This window comes from Pseudomonas sp. B329 (assembly GCF_023127835.1).
Classification (GTDB): domain Bacteria; phylum Pseudomonadota; class Gammaproteobacteria; order Pseudomonadales; family Pseudomonadaceae; genus Aquipseudomonas; species Aquipseudomonas synxantha_A.
In genome coordinates this window covers 15202-28296 of the sequence record NZ_SPKP01000056.1, presented here as the reverse complement: position 1 = coordinate 28296, position 13095 = coordinate 15202, and the positions used below count along the sequence as shown (strand labels likewise).

Below are 13095 nucleotides of genomic sequence, written 5' to 3'. Positions count from 1 at the left end.
GAAACGTTTCATCGAGTTTATAAATCGCATACAACTCCAAGAAAGGCGACCGCCATGACCCCGCTAAAACTCCTCGTTGCCCTCAGCGCACTGTCCGCTGCCTCCCACGCCATGGCCTGGGATTACGTCCTGCTCGACACCGACAAAGCCGCCCAGAACTGGCAAATCACCAGCCAGCAGCTCGGCGTGCAAACCGACAAGCCCTTCAGCGTTACCCTGCGCACCTTGCACGGTGGTCGGCAGGAGGGGGTGAGCATCGTTGATATCGATAACGGCACGATGAAGCTTTCGGTGGTGCCGACTCGCGGTATGAACGTGTTGCAGGCTTCGGTCGGCGATGTGCGGATGGGTTGGGATTCGCCGGTCAAGGAAGTGGTCAATCCGTCGTTCGTCGAGCTCAATGGCCGCGGTGGACTGGGCTGGCTGGAAGGTTTCAACGAGCTGGTCACCCGCTGCGGCTACGAGTGGGTCGGCCACCCTGGCATGGACAACGGCGAACTGCTGACCCTGCACGGGCGGGCCGCCAATATTCCTGCGAATAAAGTCACGCTGCATATCGATGAAAAACCACCGTATGCCATCACCTTGCGCGGCGAGCTGAAAGAGCAGGCGTTCAAGAAGGTCGACTTCTCTGTCGCGACCGAACTGGTTACCCAACCTGGCAGTGTGGTGTTTGCCCTCAACGACACCCTGACCAACAACGGCGACTATCCGAAGGAATACCAGGCGCTGTATCACAGTAACTTCAGCACCCCGTTCCTGGAGCAGGGCGCGCGGTTCGTAGCGCCGGTGAAGCAGGTGTCGCCGTTCAATGACAAGGCCAAGGGCGAATTGGCCGACTGGCAAACCTATCGCGCACCGACCAAAGACTATGACGAAACAGTCTACAACGTGGTGCCATATGCCGATGCCAAGGGCGATACCTTGACCGTGCTGCATAACAAGGCCGGCAGCCTGGGCGTTTCGGTTGGCTTCAATACACAGACACTGCCGGTGTTTTCCCTCTGGAAAAACACCGACACCCAAGGCCAGGGCTATGTCACGGGGCTGGAGCCGGGGACGAGTTTTTCCTACAACCGTCGTTATCAGCGGCCACTGAATCTGGTGCCGACAATCGGGCCGAAGGAACACAAGCAGTTCCGCATCAGCTACAGCCTGTTGGCGGACAAGGCCGCTGTTGATAAGGCTTTGAAGCAGGTCAGCGAAATTCAGGATGGGCGTGAGACTGAGGTGCGGCAGACGCCGTTGGTTGATTTGACCAAGGAATGACGCCGCCTGGAGCATCATTGCGATGTTATTGATGTTGAGCACCCACGCTTATGCGGGGTGCGGCAACATTAACGACGGAGTGAAGCCGTCAGCCGACGATCAATCTGGCGTTGTCCGGCCAATCGAACGTCCAATGCTCGCAAGAAATATCCGGGTGTCCCGATTGGACCGCAGATGAACCACACGGCAGGCGGGTGGGGCAGCCTCCACGAGTTGTTGCATCTTTACTCGTGCTGACTCTTTGGTCTGCCACATGAATCTAAAAAACTCCGGCAGGTTCGCCAGTCGTTCGGGGCAGTTCTCCGGCAAGTCAGGCCGAGTCTGACCGCGTTTGAGCAGCGTCCTGAGCAATACGCGCCAGAATCGGAGCGTCGCCGAACGGTCAATCCATATCAACAGATCTGCGCGGGCCAGCCGGTTGTCCCAAGTGGTTGAATGGCCTCCTTCGAATATCCAGCGTTCACGGGCCTCGACCTCAAGGCAAAGCTGCGTCTTCGCGTCGCGGCTGCGTTCGATCCACCCTGGCTGCCAGTGGATAGTGTCGATATGAACGACCGGCAAACCCGTGCACTGACCAAGCTTGCGCGCCAAGGTGCTTTTGCCTGACCCAGGTTGACCCACAATCATCACCCGTCGCATCTAAGCTCCTTCTCGCTGTGCGCGCTGAATTTTTGGGGTGGCGATTCTACGTCAATGCCTGTCTGCGTCAACGTGCTCACGCAAACCCAAGAGCGCCACCTTTTATCCAGGCACCCCGTGCCAACGTTGGCGGCCTTCGCGAGCAAGCTCGCTCCTACAGTGGTTGGGTTACGCCCTGCGCGCCGTTAACAACACTGCCGCCGCCGCTGACAACAGCCCCGCGCAGCAACGATTGAAGATGCGCTTGCCCCTTGGCTCGGCAAACCAGCGGCGCATATGCAGGCCCATGTAGGCGTAGGCGCTGATGGCGATCCATTCCAGGGCCAGGAACATCGCGCCCAGCAGGGCGAACTGTGCGGTGATGGGTTGGTCAGGTACCACGAACTGCGGCAGGAAAGCGGTGAAGATCAGGATGGCTTTCGGGTTGCCCGCCGCCACCAGAAACTCCTGCCGTGCCAGGGCCCATAAGCCGACCTGGTGAGCGGCTGTTTGTGACTCTGTCTGTGGTTGCGCACGCCATAGCTGATACGCCAGATAAAACAGGTACGCCGCGCCAAGTATCTTGATCCCGTAAAACAACAACTCCGACGTTTGCAGCACCACCGCCAACCCGGCGGAGGCGAGGGCGATCATGCCGGCAAAGGCCAGCAACCGACCGAGACCTGCGAGGCAGGAGGTGCGGTAGCCGTAACGGGTGGCGTTGCTTACCGACAGCAGGTTGTTGGGGCCAGGCGCCATGTTCAGGGCGAAGCAGGCAGGCAAGAAGAGGGCGAGGGTGGCGAGGTCCATGGCGGCTCCGGGTTTGGTCGGACGAGAGCGTTGAGGATAGGGGCAGTCGGCAGGGACAGCAATGAGGCTGGCAGTGCATCTGCGTGCCGGAGCGCAGGATCTTTATTTCGTCCCCGGCGAAACTGATTTCGTCATAAGCCCGCAGTCATACTGCGAAGACAAGATTCAGTGCACGAGGGAAGGAGCACGCATGATTCGCAGAGGATTACCCACCGACGCAAACGCCATTGCCCAAGTGCATATCAGCAGTTGGCAAGAGGCGTATCGCGACCTGATGCCCACCGACTACTTGAACGGGTTGCAGGCCACCCTGGTTCAGCGCGAAGCCTATTGGCGTCGCTCGATAGCCGCGGGCGAACCTGGTGTATGGGTCGCAGAGGTGGACCAGCAGATTGTCGGGTGGATAGCCGTTGGCGCCAGCCGTGACGAAGAGGCCGCCGGGGCAAATGCAGGGGAGGTTATGGCCATCTATGTTCTGACCAGGTATTGGCAAACGGGCGTCGGGCTGGCGCTGTGGAACGCGGGCTTGCAGGCGTTGGTTCAGCAGGGGTATGACTGCCTGACGCTTTGGGTCCTGGCCCGCAATGAACGGGCCATGCGCTTTTATCGCAGGGTCGGTTGTGTCGAGGACGCAGGCAGCGAACTCAAGATTGAGAGGGGCGGCGTCACACTGGTGGAGGTGCGGTACAGGTTGTCCTTTACCTGAGTTTTTGTTCCAAACAACCGATCAGCCAGTTGCCGGCCTCGCTCCAGCCCTTGCGTCGTCAACCAAATCGACTTGTTCTTGTTGACCGGGTTCAGAATATAACCATGCCGGTCAGTTAAACGTAGATCTCCTGTGGGAGCGGGCTTGCTCGCGAAAGCGGTGGGTCAGTCAACACCAATGTTTACTGGGCCGACGTCTTCGCGGGCAAGCCCGCTCCCACATTTGATCTGCGCTGCTTTGAGCATTTCGTTCGCTTAACTGACTGGTATTAGGGCTTGCCCCTTCCCATCGGTTCAGGGTCGCGCCGAAGCTGTGTTGATACCTAGGCTATCGAATTGAGGGGAAGCCGCACATGAAACACCGTGCCGTGTTCGGTATCAGAGCTGACCTCAATCGATCCGCCATGGGAAGCGACGATTTCCGAGGCGATGAACAGGCCCAGGCCCAAGCCCTCTGTGGGGCCGTGATTGACGGCAGTACGCTGAGAGAAGCGGCCCATGGGGTTGAAGATGAACGGCAGCACATCCTCAGGTATCGCCTCTCCACTGTTGTGCACGGAAAATACCGCGAAATCTTCCTGTAACTCCAACTCGACCTGGATAGGCCGCGTGGTGTCGCCATGCTGCACGGCGTTGCTGACGATGTTCGAGAACACCTGCTCCATTCGGGCGCCGTCGAACTGGCCCGACGCCTGGGTCTTCGAATCGAACAGGATGATCGCTTCAGGATGAAACGTGCGGATTTCTTCAACGACACGCTGGCAAAGCGGTGAGAGGTCTATATCGGCCGTTCTGACCGGAATGCCCGGCCCCATCTGGCAGCGGGTCAGGTCGAGCAAGTCGCCGACGATCTTGCTCGCTCGGCGCACACTGGTGTAGATCTGATTGGCCACTTTGTTCGCCTTGGGGCCTGCATCCTGGGAGCGCCGCAGCACGTCGGCACCCAGCAGGATCGCGCCGAGCGGCGTGCGCAGGTCGTGGCCGAGGATGCCCAGAAACACGTTGCGCGATGCCTCGACCGCGCGCGAATAGCTGGCGATGGACTCGGCGAGGGCCTGGTCAATGGCCTCGTGGAAACGGGTCATGTCGTCAACGTTGATCGGCGTGCCGTCCTTGATCTGGCGCATCCACTGGCTGACCACGCTGGTGCGCAGGGCGCGGTATTCCGACACCATCTGATCGATAGTGAAGCCGGCCATCAACCGCGTGATGGCGTGGATTTCTGCCGCGGTCTCCTGCTCCTCCGCGGGGGCCAGGCCCTGGGCCTTGGCGATTTGCTCTTGGCGGGTCTGTTTGGTTCGCAGGTCGCTGACGATGGCTCGCAACATCTGCTCGGCATGGTCGCGCAGCGCCACGCTGTCGAGGTCCTCGCCCGGGGTGTCGAGGGTTCTGGCGAAATCTTCCCAGGCTTGCAGAATCGGTTCGAGGTGCTCAAGGATGAAATCGGCCAGGCGCATGTCTGTAATCCTGAAGGGTAGGGCACAAGAGCGAGGCGGCGCAGATGCAGGGAAATTCCCGGCAGTGTAGGAGGTTGTTCGCAGCTTTAAAAGCGCGGCCGGGGGTAGCGATAGCATTGATCCACTCTGCGTGCCGACAGAGTTCATCCCGCTGACGCTAAAACCCGAGTGTCAGCGACCTCAGCTTGTGCTCTACAACGCTGTCAAAATGGCTTGCCAGTTGCTCACAGCGCTCGGATGTCAGACCCTCACAGCAGTTTATTCCCAGAACAAACCCCTGGGCTTTGGCCCCCCCTTTGACTGCAAGAATCATCGACCCCGCGAGTTCGATCTCGCGAAGGAGTCTGTCAGCCTGTCGCTTTATGGGGCCGGGCAAATCGTTGAAGGCTTCTTTCATGGCTGTCTCCGCAGCATTCATTACACACACACGCACACACGCACACACAAGGCATCTGAGGCGCTATCGGTCTCTTGAAAGCATCGACCGAAAGACGGTGCAGGAGTTTCGCTGTGTGCGAGCGGAAGGCGATGATGTGCAGCGAAAAGCCTCACGGGGAGCGTACCGGCGCATTCAAGGATGAAACCTGCGCCCCAATGCATCCAGGCGCACCGCAATCGGCGGCAGGCGTTCGCTGCTGCGCGCCAGGGTTTCGACATCGTCGGCGGTGCTTTGGGCGATGCTCTGCACCGACTGCAAGCGCCCGACGATCTCCAGGTTCGCCGAGGTCTGCTCGCGGGTGGTCGCGACGATGCGGCCATTAAGTTGATCGATATGCGCAATGTCCTCGCCGACCGCCCGGAGCATCTGCACCGCCAATTGGCTGTCTTGCACGCAACGCTCCACGCCTTCGCGGCTGGCGTGCATGGCTTCGACGGCCTCGCGGCTGCCATGCTGCAGGCCCTCGATGATGGTTTTGATTTCCTGGGTGGAGAGGGCGGTGCGCTGTGCCAGGCTGCGCACTTCGTCGGCGACCACGGCAAACCCGCGGCCTTGCTCGCCGGCGCGGGCGGCTTCGATGGCCGCGTTGAGGGCCAGCAGGTTGGTCTGGTTGGCGATGCTGCTGATCACTTCCAGCACCGAGCCGATTTGCTCGGCCTGCACGGCCAACGATTGCACGGTGGATTCAGTGCCGTTGATGCGTGAGGCCAACTGGCTGATTTCAAGCTGGGCGCGGCCGACGCTCTCCTGGCCGCGAACAATTTGCTGACTGGCTTGGCCGGCGTGTTCCACGGCTTGTTCGACTTGCACCGTAATGTGGCCCATGGCGTCTTCCATGCGCTGCATCGAACCGTTCATTTCGCCGATCTGCACCAGTTGATGCCGCGCACCTTTTTCCAGGGTGCCACTGGCGCAGGCCAGTTCCTGGCCGAGTTGCCCCAGGCCGTGGGAGTCGCGGGCGACACCGTCGATCAGGTGAGTCAGTTGTTGCAGGAAGTGGTCGAAGCGCTTGGCCAGGGACACGCGTACCTTGTCTTCACCCTGCGCGCTTTGCTCGGTGAACTGTGAAGTTACAGCGAGCATCTTCTCAAGCATTTCCTGGCTTTCGACAGCTTCCGCCTGGCTGTGGACCGCCAGGTACAACAGGGCCACGGTTTCCATCACCACATAGAAGGCGTGGACGAAGATCATCGTCCAGCCGCCGTGATGCTCCATCACAAACACCGGCAAACCCTGGTGCTGCAGCGCATGGAACACCAGGTGGTGCACGGCGATGGTCAGCGCCGCCACCAGGATCGGCAGCCAGTCACGGTAGAAGGTCAACACCGCCAACAGCGCGAAAATGCCGAAGTGGGATTCGATCACCCCGTGTGCCTGATTGATGTGCAACGCCGCCATCACCATCAAGCCGGCGCCCAGTGCGCAACGCATCACGCGGGTGCCGCCGATGACACGGTAGAGCGCCGTCAGCACCATGCCGGTGCCGCCACCGACGATCAGCGCCTGGAGCAAGGTGTCATGCCAGAACGCCAACCCCAGGGAGAACAGGAACATCAGCCAGATCAATGCCAGCATGATGCGGTCGGCCTTGCGATAGTGCTCCTGGAAGCGTGTGCGAAGGGGCATTCACGGTTACTCCATGTAGTGATGCCAGCAACCAAGCATGTGGCGTGCCACGAGGGCCGCTGGTCGATAGCAAGTCAGGTGCAGCGTTTTTTACCGGATCAGATCCGGCAATCGGTTATCGGCAGGCGGGAAGGGGACTTGAGTGGGAGGGCGCAGGCCCTCCCACGGTACAGCCTGGAATCAGAAGCTGTATTTGGCGGTCAGCATCATGTTGCGTGGGCTGCCATAGGAGTCGCCGCCATAGTCCACATCGTTGGAAATGGACTGGTAGTACCGGCGATCGAAGATGTTGTTGGCATTGACTTGCAGGTCCAGGTGTTGGTTGACCCGGTAGCCGGCCATCAGGTCGGTGACGGCGTAACCGCCTTGCTTGAGCCGGTAGGTGCTGCCATCGGCCAGCTTGATGTCGTTGTACATGCGGCTCTGCCAGGAGATGTTGCCGCCGACCCGGAGTTTTTCCAGTGGACCCTGGAAGTTATAGCGAGTGGTGACTTTGAACAGGTGTTCGGGGGTGTCGGTGTCGAACTGCTTGTTGACCTTCTGCGGGTTGGCGTCGTCCTTGATGGTGTGGGTTCGCGCGTAGGTGTAGCCACCGCCGACTTGCCAGTTCTCGGTCAAGGCACCTTGCAGTTCGAAGTCGATGCCCTGGCTGCGGATTTCCCCCGAGGCCTGGTTGCATGAGGCCTGTGGGCAGTTCGGCACAACGATCTGCACGGCGCGGTTTTCCTGGTCAACGCGGAACAGCGCCACGCTCGCATTCAACGCGCCCCCCAGGTATTCGCCCTTGAGGCCGATTTCATAGTTCTTGCCGACGATGGGCTTGAGCGGGGTGCCGGCAGTGCTCTTCTCTTTCTGTGGCGTGAAGATGTCGCTGTAGCTTGCATACACCGAGTGCTGGTCGTTCAGTTCGTAGATCAAGCCGGCGTAGCGGGTGAGGTTGCGGGTAACCTTGTAGTCGCCGTCGCCATCACGGTTGTCATAGTCATACCAATCCAAGCGCCCGCCAAGGATCAGCTTCAACGGGTCAGCCAGGCTCAGGCGCGAGGTCAGGTAGAAACCGTCCTGGGTGGTGACTTCACGAGCGTTATTGGTGCGGGTGAAGTTCGGTTTGCCGGCATTGATCGGCCAGTTCATTTCATACGGGCTGTAGTTATGAGTGGTCATGTCGTAGATGCGCTTGCTGGCGCCCACCACCAGTTCATGAGTGCGCCCGAACGCCTCGAACGGGCCGCTGGCAAAGGCGTCGACGCCGGCCTGGTTTTCATCATAGCGGGCCTGATACACCGTGCGGGCGAGGGTCTTGTTCGTCCAGCGCGATTGGTAGGAGCCGGAGAACAATGCGTCCTGTTCGGAATAATTGGCGTTGACCTGCAGGCTCCAGTCATTGGCCAGGCGCTGGCGCAGCTCGGCGAACACGGTATTGATTTCCTGGTCTTTGTTTTCCCAGTCGGTACCGGGGTTGTAGGAGCGCGATAGGTCCAGGTGATGGCCATCCAGGCCGACCATCGAAGCCCCCCAGAAGTAGTTGGTCTTGTCCTTCTGGTTCGAGTAGCCGAGGGTGAGAGTGGTGTCTTCGCTCAGGTCGGCTTCGGTGACGGCGTAGAACAGGCCGTGATCCTGCTCGGCCTTGTCGATAAAGCTGTTGGCGTCGCGGTAGGACGTGACGACGCGACCGCGCCAGGTGCCACTGGGGTTGAGCGGGCTGGAGGCGTCGAATTCGCCACGGTAGTCATCCCAGCTGCCGGCGGCGCCGGTGAGGGTGACTTTCTGTTCGTCCAGGGGCCGCTTGCGGATCAGGTTGATGGCGGCCGAAGGGTTGCCCGCGCCGGTCACCAGGCCGGTAGCGCCGCGCACCACCTCGACGCGGTCGAACATCGCCAGGTTTGGCTGGGCGCCCACCGACGCGCCGTTGTAACCGCTGGGGATACCGTCATACATGAGGTTGTCGACATTGAAGCCGCGTGCGGTGTAAGCCTGCCGGCCGGGGCCGTTGGAGTAGTTCAGGAACAACCCGGGCGTTGCGTTGACCACGTCGTTGATGCTGGTCATGGCCTGGTCATCCATGCGCTGGCGCGTAATCACGGTGACAGCTTGTGGGGTTTCACGCAGGGTCAGCGGCAGTTTGGTTGCAGTCTTCATCGAGCCGGTGGTGTATGACTCGCTGCCTTCAGTGGTTGCGCCAAGCTGCTGGCCCGACACCTGGGTGGCGCCCAGCTCAATGGTGGCCGGGGCTTCGGCGTCGGCGGCCAGGGCCGCTTGTGAGGTTGCTAGGCAGATCGCCATCGCCATTGAGCTGGGTGAAAAAACGTTGCTGACGCGTTGTTGCACAGACATGGATATAGGGCTCCCAAAGGCCATCCGTGGCAAATAAAAAATCTGTTGATAATTATTCGCATCAGTGTGGCAGATCCAAGCTCTGGGAAAAAGTCTTACATGGCCGTGTAGGAGCGAGCTTGCTCGCTCCTACAGCGGTTTCTGGGTCAGAAATCCATTCTTACGCCGAGCGTCCCATGGCGGCCGTTGAAGCTATTGCTGTCCAGGTTGCGGTCATAACCGACTTCACCGTACAGGCTGATGCCCTGGGCAACTTGCAGGGTTGCCCCGAGGCTGGCATCCATCGTGGTGGATTTCTGTTCGGTGTCTATACGCGTCACATCGTTGAATATCACACTGTTGTCCCCAGCGCTGGAATGCCAGACATTCGCACGCACATAAGGCTGCAGCGGCAGGCCATTGACGGTGTAATCGCCGCGCAAGCGCACACCCAGGCGCGTAGTGACGTTGGTATCGGCGTCATAGGAAACGTGGGAAATACCGTCGTTTTGGCTATCGAGCTTGGTTTTGCCGACGATCAACTGCGCCTGGGGCTCCAGAATCCAGCGAGCGCTCAGCGCGAACGGCCAGCCCACTTCGGCGGAGGCGGTAACGTTATGCCCGCGGGTTTTCATCTTGACGCCACGCGCTGACTCGTTGTTGCCATCAAAGCGGGTGCCCATCAACACCAGGTCAAGATAAGCCTGGTTGGCGCCGATCAGTGTCCAGTAGACCCCCAGGCTATCGCCGCGCAAGGTAGTTTTGCCGGCGTCCTTGTTCTCCCAGCCGCCGTTGAAGCCTTTTACATTGCCTTTGAGGCGACTGTGACCGACGAAGAACCCAAGGCGCTGCAACACACCGTTGTCCAGCAGGCTGGCGAACACATCGGTGCCGACCTGGAACCCTGTCAGCGAACCGTCCAATGTAGGGTTGACCGCACCGGCGAGACTCTGGCGGCTGCTGCTGCCGTAGACCCGGCCCCAACCTGCCGGCATGACGCCGGTTTGCTGTTGCCGGCTCTGATCGCCCATGCGCTCGTGATACGTGCCGAGCATGCCCTGCACGATTTGCTGCGCGGCAGGAAACAACACAGAGTACAGCGGTACTTCGGGGCGATAGATCGGGACCTCCTTGTCAGTGGGGTTAGACGGCAGGGGCGGGGTTCCAACCACCGGCTCAGGCACTGGCGTGACCGGCCCTTCTGGTTCGGGCAGCGGTGTGACCGGAATCGTGGAGCGCAGGTAGTAACTCTGCTCGGTTCCAGCCGTGCTCGCGCCTTTGAACAGGTAGTAGTCAAACGCCCCGGCCGTTACCGTATTGCCCAAGGTAAAGGCAGTGCCAGGCCCGCTGGCGCCATTGAGCGCCTGCACTACCTGGATGCCGTCTTGTAACGTCGCCGCGCCGGCGCCCCCAAGGTTGGTAATCAACAGGGTGGTGTTGCCCTGCAGTGTGCCGTTGCTGACCACCAGTTTGTCGCTGGCCGAGTCGTCTGCTCCCAACACGGTTTGCAGCGCCAGACGCCCGCCGTTGCCGGTGTAGTTGCCGTTGATGGTCAAGGTGTCACGGGCGGTGGTGCTGCCAGTGACCATGTCGAGGGTGCCGCTGTTGGTCACGTTGACCAACTGGCCGGCGGTAAACGGATTGATCCCGCCCGTGTTGATCAGCAGTGCACTGGTGCTATCAATGAGCAGGGCGCCGGTGCCAGTCTCGCTGTCCCCCAGAGTCAACGTCCCGCCCAGGTTCATTTGTGAGCCGTTGTCCAGGCGAATGCTTTCCCAGTTGGCAAACAGGCCGGGATCAGCGGTTTTGGTGTTGTCCAGGGTCAGGGCGTCAATCCCCACGCCACCATCTATCAGCTGCGCAGCCGCCACTTGCTCAGCCACCAGCCCCTGAAGCAGCGCCGTATCGTCGCCGGCCCCCATTAACACGGAGGAATGCAGGTTGCCGCCGGACCAGATAAATTCATCGTTACCGAAGCTGAGCAACACTTGCCCGTTAACCTCACCACCGGAAATGATCACCTGATCGTCACCGCCGCTGACGCTGATATTGCCGCCCACGAACGCGTTGTTTGAAATCAGGATGGTGTCTTTGCCGAAGCCGGTCACCAGGTTGCCGATGATCCGGCCACCAGACATATCGAACCGGTTGTCATCGAGTTTCATGTTGACCCGGCCGATGGTGCCGCCGGTCATCGTCGCATTGTCGCCGTCGTCGAAGCCGCCGGTGATGATGCCGTCGCTCATGTTGAAGACGTCCAGGCCGTCGCCCTGTTCCAGCGAGGCAATGGTGCCGCCGCGCATGTCAAAACGGTCGATCCCCGAGCCCTGGTTGACAGCGCCTGCCTGGCCCCCGGAAATCTCCACCCCATCAGCGCCCGCGCCTTGGCTGATGGATCCGGTGATACTGCCCTGGTTGAGCTGGAAAATGTTATTGCCATCACCCTGGTTGAGGTTGCCATCGATGCCCGCGCTCGGGCCGTTGACAACCACGTGATCATTGCCGCTTCCAAAGATCACATTCCCGCTTACTCGACCCGTGGCGGTGAGTTCGAGGGTGTTGTCGCCGCCGGTATCGATAAAGCCCGGCGCGGTGGCGCTGTCACAACTGGAGGTGTCGTTGCCTGGCGTGTTATTGACCGTGCACGCCGCATACGAGGCAAACGGCCATGCCGTCAGAATAATCGCTGAGTACAACAAAGAAGTTATCCGTGTGCGCATGATCCGTCCTCGCTTGAGCACAATGATGTCCCGTCGCCCGGAACAGCGGGCGCGGTTCAAAACCATGGCAACAACGAACGCGATACGGATCAGGGACTACGAGTTACCTGCATCTGAAAACACCGGGCAATGCAATGGGTTGGCATGGCTTTCTCGACCGCACCTCAACTGGCGCAGCACTTGTCGCACCTTAGTTGCAGATAGAAAAGGCCGCCACTGTAAAACCTGACAGGTATAGACGAGCCAATGCCTAGGTGAACACGATCTCGTAGGGTTCGCGCATACGCTCAAGCAACACTTGGGCGAGCATGGGCGGCAAGCCTATCTGCGGGTCGCCGACCAATTGGCTGGCATAGGCATGGGCGGCGTGCAGTTTGCGCGCCACGCTCCAGGTGTCCAGGCGCACCTTGCGTGCGCGTTGCCAGGGAATCACCGCCCCCTCGCGTGCCGGCCAATGCCAGGCCCAGATCGCCAATTCATACAGGCGCGCGCCCACCAGGCTACAGGCTTTTGCACTCGCCCGACCGACTGCATCGTGGTCGTCATTACCGTCATTGCGCCATGTGGTAAACACCACGTCTCCAGGTTGCAAGTAGCGCGCAATGAACTGGCTCATCGGCTGCTCGTGGGCAGCTAGCGCGTCGTCGCAAAAACCACCGCGAATCCATTTGAGGCTGTGCAACGGCATACCGAGGCGGCGCAAGGCCTCGGCGCTTTCCTGGGGACGCACTACGCTCAAGCGCCTGGCCGGCCACACCTGGGAGCCTGGATGGCTGGCGCTGCCATCGGTAATGGAGATCAATTTCAGCGGATGCTCGCGCGTGCTGAGCAGTTGCAGCAAACCGCCGCACGCCAGGACTTCATCGCCAGGGTGGGGCGCTATCACCACAACCCGGGCACCGGGCGGTACCAGGGTAGCCAGTGCGATGCAGGGGATTTGCGCCAACTGCGGCGCGCTGTTCCAGATTTGCGCGGGGCCGCGACGGCCTTCGCTTGAGGAGGCAGGCTTCATGGGGTGTCACGTCCTTGTCGGTGGGTAATGCTCTTGACTTCAGCGCAGGCTCCGCTGCGGTGAGTGCACGGCATTCCAATCCTGGGATGCTATGCAAGCCACTCTCAGCATAGACAAGGATGTGTC

At 60.3% G+C, this 13095-nt stretch carries 10 protein-coding genes; 2 read left to right on the top strand and 8 right to left on the bottom strand.

Going from position 1 to position 13095, the window contains the following annotated elements:
* Positions 1 to 54: 54 nt before the first annotated feature.
* Entirely contained in the window at positions 55 to 1269 is a 1215-nt protein-coding gene (locus E4P00_RS24775) for an aldose 1-epimerase family protein (RefSeq protein WP_078821266.1), read from the top strand.
* Between the two features lie 99 nt (positions 1270 to 1368).
* Here E4P00_RS24775 and E4P00_RS24770 read toward each other — a convergent pair whose 3' ends face one another.
* Entirely contained in the window at positions 1369 to 1908 is a 540-nt protein-coding gene (locus tag E4P00_RS24770; RefSeq protein ID WP_078821267.1) for an AAA family ATPase, read from the bottom strand.
* A 168-nt stretch (positions 1909 to 2076) separates the two neighbouring features.
* A complete protein-coding gene (locus tag E4P00_RS24765) occupies positions 2077 to 2697 on the bottom strand; it encodes a LysE family translocator (RefSeq protein ID WP_078821268.1) in 621 nt (206 codons plus the stop codon).
* A gap of 190 nt (positions 2698 to 2887) precedes the next feature.
* Here E4P00_RS24765 and E4P00_RS24760 point away from each other — a divergent pair, with 190 nt between their 5' ends.
* The gene (locus tag E4P00_RS24760) at positions 2888 to 3403 is read left to right on the top strand and encodes a GNAT family N-acetyltransferase (protein WP_078821269.1); all 516 of its coding nucleotides are present in this window, start codon (positions 2888 to 2890) and stop codon (positions 3401 to 3403) included.
* Positions 3404 to 3725: 322 nt separating this feature from the next.
* Here E4P00_RS24760 and E4P00_RS24755 read toward each other — a convergent pair whose 3' ends face one another.
* The 6 genes from E4P00_RS24755 to E4P00_RS24730 all read right to left on the bottom strand — a co-directional run bounded on the left by E4P00_RS24755 (position 3726) and on the right by E4P00_RS24730 (position 12969).
* Positions 3726 to 4859 (bottom strand): sensor histidine kinase, encoded by a 1134-nt coding sequence (locus E4P00_RS24755; protein ID WP_032880919.1) that lies wholly within the window; start codon positions 4857 to 4859, stop codon positions 3726 to 3728.
* A 157-nt stretch (positions 4860 to 5016) separates the two neighbouring features.
* On the bottom strand, positions 5017 to 5256 hold the full coding sequence (locus tag E4P00_RS24750) for a hypothetical protein (RefSeq protein ID WP_216091503.1): 240 nt from the start codon (positions 5254 to 5256) through the stop codon (positions 5017 to 5019).
* Positions 5257 to 5430: 174 nt separating this feature from the next.
* Positions 5431 to 6924 carry a methyl-accepting chemotaxis protein gene (locus E4P00_RS24745; protein ID WP_216091502.1) on the bottom strand — a complete coding sequence of 498 codons (1494 nt, stop codon included), beginning with the start codon at positions 6922 to 6924 and terminating at the stop codon, positions 5431 to 5433.
* 180 nt (positions 6925 to 7104) lie between these two features.
* Entirely contained in the window at positions 7105 to 9258 is a 2154-nt protein-coding gene (locus E4P00_RS24740; RefSeq protein WP_216091501.1) for a TonB-dependent siderophore receptor, read from the bottom strand.
* A 146-nt stretch (positions 9259 to 9404) separates the two neighbouring features.
* Positions 9405 to 11957: an autotransporter outer membrane beta-barrel domain-containing protein gene (locus E4P00_RS24735; RefSeq protein WP_216091500.1), complete on the bottom strand. Its 2553-nt coding sequence runs from the start codon at positions 11955 to 11957 to the stop codon at positions 9405 to 9407.
* Positions 11958 to 12207: 250 nt separating this feature from the next.
* On the bottom strand, positions 12208 to 12969 hold the full coding sequence (locus E4P00_RS24730; RefSeq protein ID WP_032880929.1) for a PIG-L family deacetylase: 762 nt from the start codon (positions 12967 to 12969) through the stop codon (positions 12208 to 12210).
* Positions 12970 to 13095 lie beyond the last annotated feature (126 nt).